The following is a 14,721-nucleotide window of genomic DNA, read 5'->3' as shown; positions in this document are numbered from 1 at the left end:
GGCTCCGTCGTGCTGCCGGTGCTCGGAGCGTCAGTCCCGCCACCAGTCGTCGAGGATCGTGGCGGGGGTCGTGCGCTTGTGCCGGGTGATGCGCCAGCGGTGCTCGATCTGCTCCGCCACCGCGTCGTCGACCTCCCGGCCCTCGAGGTAGTCGTCGATGTCGTCGTAGGACAGCCCGAGCTCCGCCTCGTCGGTCTGGCCCGGGGCGTCCTCGAGCAGGTCGGCGGTCGGAGCCTTCGCCCACAGCCGCTCCTCGGCACCGAGGGTCTTCGCGAGGAGACGGTTCTGCCGCTTGTCGAGCCCGAACAGCGGCAGGACGTCCGCCCCGCCGTCGCCGTACTTGGTGAAGAACCCGGTCACGGACTCGGCGCCGTGGTCGGTGCCGATCACGAGGTAGTTGTGCTCCCCGGCGATCGCGTACTGGGCGATCATCCGCATGCGGGCCTTGATGTTGCCCTTGTTGAAGTCGGAGAGCTCCCGTTCCGTGGTGCCCTCGAAGCCGTGCTCGAAGCCGTCCACCGCCGGGGCGATGTCGTAGGTGATGGTGCGGTCGGCGGCGACGAAGCGCAGGGCCGCCTGGGCGTCCTCCTCGTCGTGCTGCTTCCGGTGGGGCAGGCGCACGCCCACGAACTCCGCCTCGCCGCCCTCGGCGCGCAGCCTCTCGACCGCCAACTGGGCGAGCCGGCCGGCGAGCGTGGAGTCGAGGCCCCCGCTGATGCCGAGCACGAAACCCTTCGTGCCGCTGGCCCGCAGGTAGTCGCAGAGGAAGCCGACGCGCGCCTCGATCTCCTGCTCGGGGTCGATCTCGGGCTTCACGCCCATCTCTTCGATGATTGCTGCCTGCAGTGTCCGCATGGGCCCATGCTAGTGCGGGCCGCTCCCGGGAGGGCAAGGGAACACGGCCGGGAGACGGCGGGGCCGTTGCGTAGGATGCGGGCCATGCCCCCGCACCGCCCCACCGCACCCGAGAGCACCGAGACCCGACCGACCGAGCGAACCAGGAGCGCAGCATGAGCGAGCAGCACGGGACCGACCACCGGAACACCCCCGGGAGCACCCCGGAGGACAGCCTGCAGGACAGCCCGGGGAACACCTCCGGGAGCACGTACGAGAACATCCTGGTCGAGACCCGCGGGAGGGTCGGGGTCATCACCCTGAACCGGCCCAAGGCGCTGAACGCCCTCGACGCCGCGACCCTGCGGGAGGTCGTCGCCGCGTCCGCCGCCCTGGACGCCGACCCCGGGATCGGGGCCATCGTCCTCACGGGCTCGGAGAAGGCCTTCGCCGCGGGCGCCGACATCAAGGAGATGGCGGGGCGCAGCGCCCCGGAGATGTACCTCGCGGACTGGTTCGCGGGCTGGGACGCCTTCACCCGGGTGCGCACGCCGGTGGTCGCCGCGGTCTCGGGCTACGCCCTCGGCGGGGGGTGCGAGCTCGCGATGATGTGCGACCTCCTGATCGCCGCGGACACGGCCCGCTTCGGGCAGCCGGAGATCAACCTCGGGGTGATCCCCGGGATGGGCGGCTCCCAGCGCCTGGCCCGCGCGGTGGGCAAGGCCAAGGCCATGGACATGGTCCTCACCGGCCGGCACATCGACGCCGCGGAGGCGGAGCGGGCGGGCCTCGTCTCCCGCGTCGTGCCCGCCGCGGACCTGCTGCAGGAGGCCCTGGACGTCGCCGGGACCATCGCGGCGAAGTCCCTGCCCTCGGTCCTCGCGGCCAAGGAGGCCGTGGACACGGCGTTCGAGACCACTCTCGCGCAGGGGGTGCACCTCGAGCGCCGGCTCTTCCACGCCCTGTTCGCCACCGAGGACCAGAAGGAGGGCATGGCGGCGTTCGCGGAGAAGCGCGAGCCGCGGTTCACCCACCGCTGAGTCCCCGCCGCCGGGTGCTGCCCGGCCGTGGGGGTTAACGTGGTGCCATGCCGAAACCCTCGATCGACGCGTCCGCCTGGCAGGTCCGCGAGTCCGCCCTCGACCCCGGTGCGCACGGCGCCCTGGAGTCCGTCTTCGCCCTGTCCAACGGGTACATCGGCGTCCGCGGCACCCTGGACGAGGCGCAGCCCAGCGTCTCCCGCGGCACCTTCCTGGCAGGGGTCTACGAGTACCACCCGCTGTCCTACCCCGAGGGCGGCTACGGGCACCCCGAGCACGGGCAGGCCATCATCGGCGTGGCCGACGGCAGCACCGTGCACCTGCAGGTCGACGGCGTCCCCCTGGACGTGCGGGAGTCCCCTCCGGAGCGGCACGAGCGGGTGCTCGACCTGCGCGCGGGCACGCTGCGCCGCGAGACGGAGTGGCTCACCCCGCGGGGAGCCCGGATGCGCCTGACGTCCACCCGGCTCGTCTCGCTGGTGCAGCGCCCGGTGACGGCGATCCACTACGTCGTCGAGGCGGTCGACCACCCCGTCCAGGTGGTGCTCCGGTCCGGTCTCGTGGTCAACGGCACCCCGCCGCACGTGGAGAACTCGGACCCGCGCGTGGGCGCCGCCCTGGAGAAGCCGTTCCGCCCCGAGATCCACCACTGCCACGACACGGGCGGGGTCCTGGTCCACCGCACCGCCCAGAGCCGCATCGGGGTCGCGGCGGCCGTCGAGCACGACGTCGGCCTGCCGGCCGGCGGCGCCGTCAGCACGCAGTGCGACGAGGACCACGTGGTGACGACCGTCGTCGCCGACGTCGGACCCGGTGAGAGCGTGCGCTTCGTGAAGTACCTGTGCCACTCCTCGGCCGCGGACGACCCCGCCGACGACCTCCGCGGCCAGGTGCTCGCCGCGATGGCCGGGGCCCGGCGGCGCGGCTGGGACGGGCTGCTCGCCGACCAGCGCGCGGAGCTGGACGAGTACTGGGGCGGCGCCGACGTGGAGATCGACAGCGACCCCGAGCTGCAGCTGGCGATCCGCTTCGACCTGTTCCAGCTCCTGCAGGCGGCGGCGTGCGTCAGCCGCGCCCCGGTCGGGGCGAAGGGGCTGACCGGCGGCGGGTACAGCGGGCACACCTTCTGGGACGTCGAGGGCTTCGTGCTGCCGGCCCTGGCGCTGCTGCGCCCCCGCGACGCCGCCCGGCTCCTGCAGTGGCGCTCCTCGACCCTGGACCTGGCGCGGGAGCGGGCGCAGGTCCTGGACCTGCGCGGCGCCTCCTTCCCGTGGCGCACCATCGACGGGCACGAGACGTCGGCGTACTGGCCGGCCAGCACCGCGGCCATGCACGTCAACGCCGACATCGCGCGCGCCTTCTGCTGGTGGGCCGACGTGACCGGCGAGGACCTCACCGCGGTCGGCGGGGTCGACGTCCTCGTGGAGACGGCGCGCGTGTGGGCGGCCATGGTGCACGAGGACCACGAGGGCAGCATCCACCTGCTCGGGATGACCGGGCCGGACGAGTACACCGGCGTGGTGGACGACAACGTGTTCACCAACCTCATGGCCCGGCGCAACCTCCGGGCGGCCGCCGACGCGTGCGAGGAGCACCCCGAGCACGTGGGACGGCTCTCCGTGACGGCGGACGAGCTCCAGCGGTGGCGGGCGCTGGCGGACGCGATCCACGTCCCCTACGACGCCGTGCGCGGCGTGCACCCTTCCAACGAGGGGTTCACGACCTACCGCGAGTGGGACTTCGGGGCCAAGCGCGACGGCTACCCCGTGGAGGAGAACTTCCACTACGCGAAGATCTACCGCCGCCAGGTCGTCAAGCAGGCGGACCTGGTCCTCGCCCTGTGGTGGTGCGCCGAGGCGTTCACCCCCGAGCAGACCGCCCGGGACCTCGACTACTACGAGCGGCGCACCGTCCGCGACTCGTCCCTGTCGGCCTGCGTCCAGGCCGTGGTCTGCGCCCGCGTGGGCCACCTGGACCTCGCCCTCGAGCACCTGCGCGAGTCCGCCCTCGTGGACCTGAGGGACATCCAGCAGGACGCCGAGCAGGGCCTGCACCTGGCCTCCGCCGCCGGGTCGTGGCTGGCCGTGGTCTGCGGGTTCGGCGGGCTGGACCCGGACGGGGACGAGCTGCGCCTGGCCCCCCGGCTCCCGGAGCGGCTGCACCGGATCGCCTTCCGCCTCCGGTGGCGCGGCCACCGGATCGGTGTGGAGATCATCCGCTCGGGCACGACGGTGCGGCTCCTGGACGGGGCCGCCGGCGAGGTGGCGCTGCGGATCGACGACGAGCCCCTGACCGTCACGGCCGACCGCCCCGCGACCGCCCCGCTGCACACGCCCCACCCGCCCACCCCCGCACCGCGCCAGCCCCCGGGCCGCGACCCGCGCGCCCCCAGCACCCCATGACGCCGTCCGCGCCCCTCGAGGTGCTCACCCGCGTCTGGGGCTACGACGCCTTCCGCGGTCAGCAGGCCGAGATCATCGAGGCGGTCACCCGCGGCGACGACGCGCTCGTGCTCATGCCCACCGGCGGCGGCAAGAGCCTCTGCTACCAGATCCCCGCGCTCGTCCGGGAGGGCACCGGCGTCGTCATCAGCCCGCTCATCGCGCTCATGCACGACCAGGTCGACGCCCTCGAGCAGGTCGGGGTGCGCGCCGCGTACCTCAACTCCACCCAGACGGCCGAGGAGCGCCGCGCCGTCGAGAGCCGTCTGCTGGCCGGCGAGCTCGACCTGCTCTACCTGGCTCCCGAGCGCCTGCCGGTGGCGGCCGACCTGCTCGACCGCGCCCGCATCGCGCTCTTCGCCGTCGACGAGGCGCACTGCGTGGCCCAGTGGGGCCACGACTTCCGCCCCGACTACCTCGGGCTGACGATCCTCCACGACCGCTGGCCCGGGGTCCCGCGCATCGCGCTGACCGCCACCGCGACCGCGGAGACGCGCGAGGAGATCGTCCGCAACCTCCGCCTGGACGACGCCCGCGTCTTCGTCTCCAGCTTCGACCGGCCCAACATCCAGTACCGTGTCGGGCCCAAGAAGGACGCCCGCCGGCAGCTGCTGCAGCTCATCCGGACCGAGCACGACGGCGAGGCCGGCATCGTCTACTGCCTCAGCCGCGCCTCGGTCGAGCGCACGGCCGAGTGGCTGGCCGGCCAGGGCGTCACCGCGCTGCCGTACCACGCCGGCCTGCCCGCCGAGCTGCGCTCGCAGCACCAGACCCGCTTCCTGCGCGAGGACGGCGTCGTCATGGTCGCGACCATCGCCTTCGGCATGGGGATCGACAAGCCCGACGTGCGCTTCGTCGCCCACCTCGACCTGCCCAAGAGCGTCGAGGGCTACTACCAGGAGACCGGACGCGCCGGGCGGGACGGGCTGCCGTCGACGGCGTGGCTGGCCTACGGGCTGCAGGACGTCGTCCAGCAGCGGCGGATGATCGACGACGGGGAGGGGGACCGGCAGCGCAAGCGCGCCCAGACGCTCCACCTGGACGCGATGCTCGCGCTGTGCGAGACGGTGCAGTGCCGCCGTCAGCAGCTGCTGCGCTACTTCGGCGAGGCGAGCGAGGCGTGCGGCAACTGCGACAACTGCCTCAGCCCGCCCGAGGCCTTCGACGGCACGGTCCCGGCGCAGAAGCTCATGTCCACGATCGTGCGGCTGCAGCGGGAACGGGGCCAGCAGTTCGGCGCCGGGCACCTGGTGGACATCCTGCTCGGCCGGGAGACCGAGCGGGTGGTGCGGATGCGCCACACCGAGCTCACCACGTTCGGCATCGGCACCGAGCTGAGCGACCAGGAGTGGCGCGGCGTGGTGCGCCAGCTGCTGGCCCAGGGCCTGCTCCAGGTGCAGGGCGAGTACGGCGTCCTGGCGCTCACCGACGCGGCCGGGGAGGTGCTGCGCGGGCGGAAGGAGGTGCGCCTGCGCCGCGAGCCCGAGCGGGTCAAGGCCGTCCGCTCGCCGAGGACCGCCGCAGCACCGCCGGTCCTCGACCAGCCCCAGCAGGAGCTCTTCCAGCAGCTGCGGGCCTGGCGCTCCACCGTGGCGAAGGAGCAGGGCGTGCCGGCGTACGTGGTCTTCAACGACGCGACCCTCGCCGCGATCGCGCAGGCCCGGCCGAGCTCGCTGAGCGAGCTGCGGGGCATCTCCGGGGTCGGCGACGCCAAGCTCGAGCGCTACGGCGAGGCCGTCCGCCAGGTCGTCGCCGACGCCTGAGGTGCCGCACCTGCGTCCCGCATGACGGGTGAATGACCGCAGACGCGGATACCATGGCGCCATGACCGAGATCAGGATCGCCGACGCCGCCCGGTTCCTCGGCGTCAGCGACGACACCGTCCGGCGCTGGATCGACCAGGGCACGCTGCGCAGCGCCCGGAGTGGGACCGGCCAGACCGTGGTGGACGGACTGGAGCTGGCCCGCCTGCTCAAGGAGCGCTCCGTCCGGCCCGAGGACCCCGCGCGCGTCGCCAGCTCGGCGCGCAACCGGTTCGTGGGACTGGTCACCGAGGTCGTCTCGGACACCGTGATGTCCCAGGTGGAGCTGCAGTGCGGCCCGCACCGGGTCGTCTCGCTCATGAGCACCGAGGCCGTCCGGGACCTGGGTCTGGAGCCCGGCCGCGTGGCCACGGCCGTCGTCAAGTCGACCAGCGTCGTCGTCGAGACCCCCGGGGAGTGAGGCAGCGGTGCACCGCAGGGCCTCCGCCGTCCTCCTCGCCGCCCTCGGACTCACCGTCACCGGGTGCGGGGCCGGCGACGCCCCCGCGACCGTCCTCGACGTCCACGCCGCCGCCTCCCTCACGGACACCTTCACCGGGCTCGCCGAGCAGTTCGAGGCGCAGCACCCGGGGGTCGAGGTGTCGCTGAGCTTCGCCGGCTCCTCCACCCTGGTCCAGCAGCTCGCGGAGGGCGCGCCCGCCGACGTCCTCGCCACCGCGGACGAGCGGAGCATGGCCGGGGCCGTGGACGCCGGGCTCGTCGCCGGCGAGCCCGAGGTCTTCGCGACCAACGTCCTGACCGTGGTCGTGCCCGCCGCCAATCCGGCGGGTGTCGGGACCTTCCGGGACCTGGCCGACCCGGGCGTGCAGGTCGTGGTGTGCGCGCCGCAGGTGCCGTGCGGTGCCGCCACCGAGCGGGTCGAGGAGGCCTCGGGCGTGCGGCTGAGCCCGGTGAGCGAGGAGGGCTCCGTGACGGACGTGCTCGGCAAGGTCGTCTCGGGCCAGGCGGACGCCGGCCTGGTCTACGCCACGGACGCGCGCTCGGCCGGGGAGGCGGTCGAGGTCGTCGGGATCCCCCGGGCGTCCCGGGCCGTCAACCGCCTGTCCGTCGCCGCGCTCGCGGACTCCGACGAGACGGAGCTGGCCCGGCAGTTCACCGAGCTCGTCGCCGGCGACCGCGGCCGGGAGGTCTTGGCCGGGGCGGGGTTCGGGGCGCCGTGACCCGGCGTCGTCCCCGCGGCTTCAGCACCGTCCCGGGCTGGGTGTGGGTCCCGGCGGCCCTGGGCGCCCTGGTGGTGGTCCTGCCGGTCCTCGGGATGCTCGCCCGGGTGGACGGGGGCGGCTTTCTCGGCCTCATCACCTCGGAGGCCTCCCGCACCGCCCTGTGGCTGAGCCTGCGCACCGCGGCCGTCTCCACCGCGCTGTGCGTGCTGCTGGGCACCCCCATGGCCCTGGTGCTGGCCCGCGCGCGGCTGCCCGGCGCACGGCTGCTGCGGGCGCTGGTGCTGCTGCCGCTGGTGCTGCCGCCCGTGGTCGGGGGGATCGCCCTGCTCCACACCTTCGGGCGCTACGGGCTCGTCGGGCGCCACCTCGAGCTGGCGGGGATCAGCATCGCCTTCACCACCGTGGCCGTGGTGCTCGCCCAGACGTTCGTGGCGCTCCCGTTCCTCGTGGTGGGCCTCGAAGGGGCGCTGCGCAGCGCGTCGGCGGGCTACGAGGAGGTCGCGGCCACGCTCGGGGCCCGGCCCACCACCGTGCTGCGACGCGTCACCCTCCCCCTGGTCCTGCCGGGGCTCGCGTCCGGCGCGGTGCTCTCCTTCGCCCGCTGCCTGGGCGAGTTCGGGGCCACCCTGACCTTCGCGGGCAGCCTGCAGGGGACCACCCGGACCCTGCCCCTGGAGATCTACCTGCTGCGGGAGACGGACCCGGACGCCGCCGTCGCCCTCTCGCTCGTGCTCGTGGTCGTGGCGGTGCTCGTCGTGGGTCTCACCGCCCCCGTGCGCCGGGCCGGGGGCCGGCGATGACGGAGGGGCTGTCCGTGACCGCCCGGCTGGCCGCCCGGGACGTGTCCCTCTCGCTGACCGTCCCCCCGGGGGCCACCGTGGCGGTGACCGGCCACAACGGCGCGGGGAAGTCCACCCTGTTCGCCGTCCTCGCCGGCCTGCTCGTCCCGGACACCGGCCGGTGCACCCTCGACGGGGCCGTGCTCTTCGACCTCGACGACGCCGGGCGCGGGAGCTGGCTGCCCCCGCACGAGCGCGGCATCGCTCTCATGGCGCAGGAGCCGCTGCTGTTCCCGCACCTGAGCGTGCTCGAGAACGTGGCCTTCGGCCCGCGCAGCCGCGGGGCGGGCCGCGCCCGGTCGCGGGCCGCCGCCCGGCACTGGCTGGCCGAGGTGGGGGCCGAGCAGTTCGCCGACCGCCGGCCGGCCCAGCTCTCCGGCGGCCAGGCGCAGCGCGTGGCGATCGCCCGGGCCCTGGCGGCCGAGCCGCAGCTGCTGCTGCTGGACGAGCCGTTCTCCGCCCTGGACGCGGCCGCCCGGCCCCTCGTCCACGAGCTGCTCGTCCGGGTGCTGGCGGGGCGGACCGCCCTGGTCATCAGTCACGACGCCGGGGACGCCGCCGCCCTGGCCGAGCGGGTCGTGGTGCTCGAGCACGGCCGGGTCGCGGCGGGCTGAACGCCGTGCGGGGCGCTCCGGCGCCGCCCGGGTCCGCGCAGTACCATCGGGACTACCACCGTTCGTCGTATGACCCGGCTCACACGACCCACCCCGTCGTGTCGGGCCGACGAGAGGACCACCCATGACTCCCGTCCTGCCCGGAGAATCCCCGTCCGTGGAGCGCCGCTCCGGCATCCCCTTCCCGGACGCCGACCTCTTCTGCTTCGCCGCCCTCCTCCCGCCGCCCGAGCGCGCGCGACTGGCCGGCCTGCACGCGTTCCTCCAGGAAGAGGTCCGCCCCGTGGTCACGCCCTACTGGAACCGCGAGGAGTTCCCGGCCCACCTGCTCCCGGCGCTGGCCGACCACGGGCTCGGGGAGCTCGAGCTCTCCGGGGCCAGCCGGCTGTTCCGGGGGCTGGCCTACGCCGAGGTCGCCCGGGCCGACGTGTCGCTGAGCGCCCTCGTCGGAATCCACAACGAGCTCATCGTCGACCTGATCGACGCCCTGGGCTCGGCGGAGCAGAAGGCCCGCTGGCTGCCGGACCTGCGCCGCTTCCGGGCCCTCGGCGCCTTCGCCCTCACCGAGCCCGAGCACGGCTCCGACATCGCCGGCGGCCTGGCCACCACCGCGACCCGGGACGGCGGCGAGTGGGTGCTCACCGGGACCAAGCGCTGGATCGGCGCCGGCACGATCGCCGACGTCGCGATCGTCTGGGCCCGGGACACCGCCGACGGGCACGTCAAGGGCTTCCTCGTGGAGACGGACCGCCCGGGGTGGACCGCCACCAAGATCGAGCACAAGATCGGCCTGCGGATCATGCAGAACGCCGACATCGTCCTGGACGAGGTCCGGGTCCCCGCCGCCAACGCCCTGCCCGGGGCGCAGAGCTTCACGGCCGCCAACGAGATGCTGCGCAACTCCCGCGCCTGGGTGGGCTGGCAGGGCGCCGGGGTCCAGCTCGCGATCTTCGACGTCGCCCGCGACTACGCCCTGGCCCGGCGGCAGTTCGGCCGCCCGCTCGCGAAGTTCCAGCTGGTGCAGGAGCCGCTGTCCCGGATCCTCGGCAACGCGACGGCCGCTCTGGGCCTCATGACCCAGATCGCCCGGCTGCAGGAGGACGGGGGCTTCGACATGCCCCACGCCGCCCTGGCCAAGGCCACCACCACGTCCCTGGCCCGGGAGTCCGCGGCCCTGGGCCGCAGCCTGCTCGGCGGCAACGGCGTGGTCACCGACCACGAGATGGCCAAGCTCTTCAACGACGTCGAGATCCTCTACACCTACGAGGGCACCTACGAGATCAACGCCCTCATCGTGGGCCGCGCCGTCACGGGCGTCTCCGCGTTCGTCTGAGCCGGGCCCACCGCCCGGCACCTCCCGCAGTCCCCCCAACAGCTCCCCGGAAGGACCCCGCATGGACGTCACCGACACCTCCGCCCTCGTCACCGGCGCCGCCTCGGGCCTCGGCGCGGCCACCGCCGCGATGCTCGCCGGACGCGGCGTGCGGGTCTTCGCCGTGGACCTCCCGGCCGCCGTCGAGCAGGCCCCCGACGTCGCCGGCGTCACCTATGCGCCCGCCGACGTCACCGACCGGGAGCAGGTGGCCGCGGCCGTGGCGGCCGCGGCCGGCGCCGGGCCGCTGCGCACCGTGGTCAACTGCGCCGGCATCGGCCCGTCCGCCCGGGTGCTGGGCCGCGGCGGCGTGCACGACCTGGACCTGTTCGAGACCGTGCTGCGCATCAACCTCCTCGGCACCTTCACGGTCCTCGCCCTCGCCGCGGAGCGGATCGCGGCCACCGACCCCGTCGACGACGACGGCCAGCGCGGGCTGGTCGTCAACACGGCCTCCGTCGCCGCGTTCGAGGGGCAGGTGGGACAGGCGGCCTACGCGGCGTCGAAGGGCGGGGTGCACAGCCTGGGCCTCACCGCGGCCCGGGACCTCGCGAGCGCCGGCATCCGGGTGAACACCATCGCCCCCGGCGTGATCGAGACGCCCATGCTCGCGGCGGTGAGCGACGAGTTCCGGGCCGGGCTCGCCGCGGGGGTGCCGTTCCCGCGCCGGCTCGGCCGCCCCGGGGAGTTCGCCCAGCTCGTGGCGGCGTTCCTCGACAACGACTACCTCAACGGCACCACCGTCCGGATGGACGGGGCGCTGCGCATGGCACCCCGCTGAGAGCCCGCCCCATAGACTGGGACCCATGACCACCGACTTCTCGCCCGTCGACCTCGCGACGGCCCGCGACCGCCTCCGCCAGCTGATCATCGACCTCGCCGTGGTGCGGGGCAAGGTCACGCTCGCCAGCGGCATCGAGGCCGACTACTACGTGGACCTGCGCCGCGTGACCCTCCACCACGAGGCGTCCCGCTACGTGGGCCAGGTGATGCTGGCGCTGCTCGACGAGGCCGGGATCTCCTGCGCCGCCGTGGGCGGGCTGACCATGGGCGCGGACCCCGTGGGCCACGCGGTCATGCGCACGGCGGGGGACCAGGGCCGGGCCGTCGACACGTTCGTGGTCCGCAAGGCCCAGAAGAGCTACGGGATGGGCCGTCAGGTCGAGGGCCCCCCGGTGCAGGGCCGCGACGTCGTCGTGGTGGAGGACACCTCCACGACCGGCGGGTCCGCCCTCACCGCGGTGGAGGCCCTGCAGGCGGCCGGGGCCAACGTGGTGGCCGTGGCGATCATCGTGGACCGGCGGACCGGCGCCAAGGAGCGCATCGAGGAGACGGCGGGCGTGCCGTGCCTCTACGCCTTCACGAAGGACGAGCTCGGGCTTGACTGACCCCGCCGCCGAGACCGGCGCCCCGGCGCCCGCCCCCGCGGTGGGCGTCGGCCCCTGGGAGGGTCCGTGGCCCGAGGGCGAGCACTGGGACCCGGAGCTGCTCGAGCACGGGGACCGGCGCAACGTCGTGGACGCCTACCGGTACTGGACGATGGACGCGATCGTCGCCGACCTGGACGCCCGACGGCACGGGTTCCACGTGGCCGTCGAGAACTGGCAGCACGACCTGAACATCGGCTCCGTGGTGCGCACCGCCAACGCGTTCCTCGCCCGGGAGGTGCACATCGTGGGCCGGCGGCGCTGGAACCGCCGCGGAGCGATGGTCACCGACCGGTACCAGCACGTGCGCCACCACGCGAGCGTCGAGGAGTTCACGGCCTGGGCGGAGGCCGAGGGCCTGCCGGTGATCGGGATCGACAACTTCCCCGACTCGCAGCAGCTCGAGACCTATGACCTGCCCGAGCGCTGCGTGCTGGTGCTCGGCCAGGAGGGGCCGGGGCTGAGCCCCGAGATGCACGCCGCGGCCGGGACCACCCTGTCGATCGCCCAGTTCGGCTCGACCCGCTCCGTCAACGCCTCCGCCGCGGCCGCGGTGGCGATGCACGCCTGGATCCGGCGGCACGTCTTCGGCCAGCCGGTCGCCTGACGGGCGACCCGCGGCGTCCGTCCACCGTCTTCCCGTCGTCCCACGGCGACGGTTTGGCTAGAGTGGGAGCCAGGCCACACCCGAACCGAAGGAGCCAGCATGCCCATCGCAACCCCTGACGTCTACGCCGAGATGATCGACCGGGCCAAGGAGAAGGGATTCGCCTACCCGGCGATCAACGTCACCTCCTCCCAGACCCTCAACGCCGCCATCCGCGGCTTCGCCGAGGCCGGCTCGGACGGCATCATCCAGGCCTCCACCGGCGGCGCCGCCTACTGGTCCGGCGCCTCCGTCAAGGACATGGTCAACGGCTCGCTCGCGATGGCCGCCTTCGCCCGCGAGGTCGCCAAGAACTACGACGTGAACATCGCCCTGCACACCGACCACTGCCCCCAGGACAAGCTCGAGGGCTTCGTGCTGCCGCTGCTCGAGGAGTCGGAGAGGGCCGTGGGCCGCGGCGAGGACCCGATCTTCCAGTCCCACATGTGGGACGGCTCGGCCATCGAGCTCGACGAGAACCTCAAGATCGCCCAGGACCTCCTGGCCCGCACCCATAAGGCCAAGATCATCCTCGAGGTGGAGATCGGCGCGGTCGGCGGCGAGGAGGACGGTGTCGAGAACGAGATCAACGAGAAGCTGTACTCCACCGTCGAGGACGGCCTCGCCACCGTCGAGGCCCTCGGCGCCGGCGAGAACGGCCGCTACCTCACCGCCCTGACCTTCGGCAACGTGCACGGCGTGTACAAGCCCGGCGGGGTCAAGCTCCGCCCCGAGCTGCTGAAGCAGATCCAGGAGGAGGTGGGGAAGAAGCTCGGCCAGGACCGTCCGTTCGACCTCGTCTTCCACGGCGGCTCCGGCTCCTCCGCGCAGGAGATCGCCGACGCCGTCTCCTACGGCGTGGTCAAGATGAACGTGGACACCGACACCCAGTACGCCTTCACGCGTCCCATCGCCGGGTTCATGTTCGCCAACTACGACGGCGTCCTGAAGATCGACGGCGAGGTCGGCAACAAGAAGAAGTACGACCCGCGCGTGTGGGGGGCCCTGGCCGAGGAGTCCATGGCCGCCCGCGTGGTCGAGGCCTGCCAGAACCTCGGCTCCGCAGGGACCTCCGTCAAGTAGCCGCTCCACCCTCCGCGGTCGCGGAGCACGACGGCGGCGTCCTGCCCGAGCGGGGCGCCGCAGCCGTCCCCGCGCCCGTCCCGCACGACCCCTCCGTCCCGCGCACCGAAAGGACCCCGTCCCCCATGAGCCTCACCGGCAAGAACCTGCTCGGCGGACCCGAGCCCACCCACCTCACCGAGGACCCGGGCCTGGTCGAGCGCATCGAGGCGGGCGACGAGGCGGAGGACCTCGCCGCGCGCTTCCCCAAGGCCTCCCTCGCGTGGGCCATGTGCGCCGAGGACGCCCTCGCCGAGGGCCGCACCCTCGAGGGCTACGCCTTCGCCCGCGTGGGCTACCACCGCGGTCTCGACGCCCTGCGCGGCCACGGGTGGAAGGGCCACGGGCCCGTCCCGTTCTCCCACGAGCCCAACCGCGGCTTCCTGCGGGCGCTCGCGGCCCTGGGCCGGGCGGCCGCGGCGATCGGCGAGTTCGACGAGGCCGAGCGCATCCAGAAGTTCCTCAACGACTCGGACCCCACCGCCGCGGAGCAGCTGCAGCGCTGACCCGGTGGACGATCTGCCGGGGACGTGCTCCGCGGCCCCCGGCAGATCGGTCAGGACGTGCCGGAGTCCTTCCCTCGGCCGGGAGCGTCGCGTCCTCCGTCCCCACGGCCCGGCCGGCGCGGACGCCACGTCGGGCGGGGCCACTCCCGCTTGGGCAGGCGCACGTTCCACTCACCCGCGCCGGGCAGCCGCCACCCCCGGCGACGGGCCACCACGGTGACCGTGGCGGCGGTGAGGATCGCGGCGGCCATGCCCCAGTTGGGGTAGCCCAGGCCGTGCAGCACCGCCATCTCGGCGCTGCCGATCACCGCGCCCGTGGCGTAGAGGGTGTTGCCGCCGAAGATCATCGGCACCCGCCCCACCGCGATGTCGCGGATCATCCCGCCGCCCACGGCGGTGATCACCCCGATCATGACGGCCGGCAGCCAGCTCAGCCCCACGTCGAGGGCCTTGCCCGTGCCCGTGGCCGCCCAGCAGCCCAGAGCGAAGGCGTCGGCGACGACCAGCACGCGGTTGGTCCACTTCCCCTGCAGATGCAGGAAGTACGCGATCGCGGCCCCGGCGATGGCCGTGATGAGGTACGCGGGGTTCGTCAGGGCCACGGGGAAGCCCACCTGCAGCAGGGTGTCGCGCAGGAGGCCCCCGCCGAGCGCCGAGACGACGGCCAGGAACGCGAAGCCGACCGGGTCCATCTTCAGCTGGCGCGCCACCGCACCCCCCAGGATGCCGTTGGTCAGCACGCCCAGCAGGTCGACGACGTCGAACGCCACGCTCGGATCGAGGCTCTCCACAGCCACCACGTCCACGACCACCTCACCCCCGTCACGCCGACGCCCGAGAGTAGCACTCGGCTTCCCACCAGGATCCGCCCCGGAGCACGTCACCGAGTTCCCC

At 73.9% G+C, this 14,721-nt stretch carries 15 protein-coding genes; 13 read left to right on the top strand and 2 right to left on the bottom strand.

The genetic code is table 11. The features are described 5' to 3' along the window. Positions 1-30: 30 nt before the first annotated feature. On the bottom strand, positions 31-855 hold the full coding sequence (nadE, locus tag ACYVM4_RS14740) for an ammonia-dependent NAD(+) synthetase (RefSeq protein WP_368822064.1): 825 nt from the start codon (positions 853-855) through the stop codon (positions 31-33). 155 nt (positions 856-1,010) lie between these two features. Here nadE and ACYVM4_RS14735 point away from each other — a divergent pair, with 155 nt between their 5' ends. The 13 genes from ACYVM4_RS14735 (at position 1,011) to ACYVM4_RS14675 (ending at position 13,827) form a co-directional block, all read left to right on the top strand. After that, on the top strand, positions 1,011-1,874 hold the full coding sequence (locus ACYVM4_RS14735; protein ID WP_368822062.1) for an enoyl-CoA hydratase: 864 nt from the start codon (positions 1,011-1,013) through the stop codon (positions 1,872-1,874). Positions 1,875-1,921: 47 nt separating this feature from the next. Continuing rightward, the gene (locus ACYVM4_RS14730; protein WP_368822060.1) at positions 1,922-4,276 is read left to right on the top strand and encodes a glycoside hydrolase family 65 protein; all 2,355 of its coding nucleotides are present in this window, start codon (positions 1,922-1,924) and stop codon (positions 4,274-4,276) included. After that, complete coding sequence (recQ, locus tag ACYVM4_RS14725; RefSeq protein ID WP_368822059.1) at positions 4,273-6,078, top strand: DNA helicase RecQ; 1,806 nt, start codon at positions 4,273-4,275, stop codon at positions 6,076-6,078. Before ACYVM4_RS14730 ends, recQ begins: the two co-directional genes overlap by 4 nt. Positions 6,079-6,139: 61 nt before the next feature. Next, entirely contained in the window at positions 6,140-6,538 is a 399-nt protein-coding gene (locus tag ACYVM4_RS14720; protein WP_368822058.1) for a TOBE domain-containing protein, read from the top strand. Between the two features lie 7 nt (positions 6,539-6,545). Beyond that, positions 6,546-7,298, top strand: a complete 753-nt coding sequence (gene modA / locus ACYVM4_RS14715) for a molybdate ABC transporter substrate-binding protein (RefSeq protein WP_460669007.1) — start codon at positions 6,546-6,548, stop codon at positions 7,296-7,298. Next, positions 7,295-8,101: an ABC transporter permease gene (locus tag ACYVM4_RS14710; protein WP_460669006.1), complete on the top strand. Its 807-nt coding sequence runs from the start codon at positions 7,295-7,297 to the stop codon at positions 8,099-8,101. The genes modA and ACYVM4_RS14710 overlap by 4 nt, the downstream gene beginning before the upstream one ends. Continuing rightward, positions 8,098-8,754 (top strand): sulfate/molybdate ABC transporter ATP-binding protein, encoded by a 657-nt coding sequence (locus ACYVM4_RS14705; protein WP_460669005.1) that lies wholly within the window; start codon positions 8,098-8,100, stop codon positions 8,752-8,754. The genes ACYVM4_RS14710 and ACYVM4_RS14705 overlap by 4 nt, the downstream gene beginning before the upstream one ends. A 124-nt stretch (positions 8,755-8,878) precedes the next feature. Then, a complete protein-coding gene (locus ACYVM4_RS14700; RefSeq protein ID WP_460669004.1) occupies positions 8,879-10,087 on the top strand; it encodes an acyl-CoA dehydrogenase family protein in 1,209 nt (402 codons plus the stop codon). 61 nt (positions 10,088-10,148) lie between these two features. Further along, the gene (locus tag ACYVM4_RS14695) at positions 10,149-10,907 is read left to right on the top strand and encodes an SDR family NAD(P)-dependent oxidoreductase (protein ID WP_460669003.1); all 759 of its coding nucleotides are present in this window, start codon (positions 10,149-10,151) and stop codon (positions 10,905-10,907) included. Between the two features lie 25 nt (positions 10,908-10,932). After that, positions 10,933-11,514, top strand: coding sequence for an orotate phosphoribosyltransferase (gene pyrE / locus ACYVM4_RS14690; protein WP_368822051.1), 582 nt, complete (start codon positions 10,933-10,935; stop codon positions 11,512-11,514). Next, the gene (locus tag ACYVM4_RS14685; RefSeq protein WP_460669002.1) at positions 11,507-12,160 is read left to right on the top strand and encodes a TrmH family RNA methyltransferase; all 654 of its coding nucleotides are present in this window, start codon (positions 11,507-11,509) and stop codon (positions 12,158-12,160) included. Before pyrE ends, ACYVM4_RS14685 begins: the two co-directional genes overlap by 8 nt. A 99-nt stretch (positions 12,161-12,259) precedes the next feature. Next, positions 12,260-13,282 carry a class II fructose-bisphosphate aldolase gene (gene fbaA / locus ACYVM4_RS14680; RefSeq protein WP_368822049.1) on the top strand — a complete coding sequence of 341 codons (1,023 nt, stop codon included), beginning with the start codon at positions 12,260-12,262 and terminating at the stop codon, positions 13,280-13,282. Positions 13,283-13,407: 125 nt separating this feature from the next. Further along, complete coding sequence (locus ACYVM4_RS14675; RefSeq protein ID WP_368822048.1) at positions 13,408-13,827, top strand: DUF3151 domain-containing protein; 420 nt, start codon at positions 13,408-13,410, stop codon at positions 13,825-13,827. A gap of 50 nt (positions 13,828-13,877) precedes the next feature. Here ACYVM4_RS14675 and ACYVM4_RS14670 read toward each other — a convergent pair whose 3' ends face one another. Continuing rightward, positions 13,878-14,633 carry a trimeric intracellular cation channel family protein gene (locus tag ACYVM4_RS14670; protein WP_460669001.1) on the bottom strand — a complete coding sequence of 252 codons (756 nt, stop codon included), beginning with the start codon at positions 14,631-14,633 and terminating at the stop codon, positions 13,878-13,880. Positions 14,634-14,721 lie beyond the last annotated feature (88 nt).

The sequence above is a fragment of the Kocuria himachalensis genome (assembly GCF_054784195.1).
This window is presented reverse-complemented; position numbering and strand designations above follow the sequence as displayed.

What these genes read in the sequence shown, in the direction of transcription:
- recQ (WP_368822059.1), top strand. Translation starts at nt 4,273, where the DNA reads ATGACGCCGTCCGCGCCCCTCGAGGTGCTCACCCGCGTCTGGGGCTAC.
- pyrE (WP_368822051.1), top strand. Translation starts at nt 10,933, where the DNA reads ATGACCACCGACTTCTCGCCCGTCGACCTCGCGACGGCCCGCGACCGC.
- ACYVM4_RS14720 (WP_368822058.1), top strand. Translation starts at nt 6,140, where the DNA reads ATGACCGAGATCAGGATCGCCGACGCCGCCCGGTTCCTCGGCGTCAGC.
- ACYVM4_RS14730 (WP_368822060.1), top strand. Translation starts at nt 1,922, where the DNA reads ATGCCGAAACCCTCGATCGACGCGTCCGCCTGGCAGGTCCGCGAGTCC.
- ACYVM4_RS14705 (WP_460669005.1), top strand. Translation starts at nt 8,098, where the DNA reads ATGACGGAGGGGCTGTCCGTGACCGCCCGGCTGGCCGCCCGGGACGTG.
- ACYVM4_RS14695 (WP_460669003.1), top strand. Translation starts at nt 10,149, where the DNA reads ATGGACGTCACCGACACCTCCGCCCTCGTCACCGGCGCCGCCTCGGGC.
- ACYVM4_RS14700 (WP_460669004.1), top strand. Translation starts at nt 8,879, where the DNA reads ATGACTCCCGTCCTGCCCGGAGAATCCCCGTCCGTGGAGCGCCGCTCC.
- fbaA (WP_368822049.1), top strand. Translation starts at nt 12,260, where the DNA reads ATGCCCATCGCAACCCCTGACGTCTACGCCGAGATGATCGACCGGGCC.
- nadE (WP_368822064.1), bottom strand. Translation starts at nt 855, where the DNA reads ATGCGGACACTGCAGGCAGCAATCATCGAAGAGATGGGCGTGAAGCCC.
- ACYVM4_RS14675 (WP_368822048.1), top strand. Translation starts at nt 13,408, where the DNA reads ATGAGCCTCACCGGCAAGAACCTGCTCGGCGGACCCGAGCCCACCCAC.
- ACYVM4_RS14735 (WP_368822062.1), top strand. Translation starts at nt 1,011, where the DNA reads ATGAGCGAGCAGCACGGGACCGACCACCGGAACACCCCCGGGAGCACC.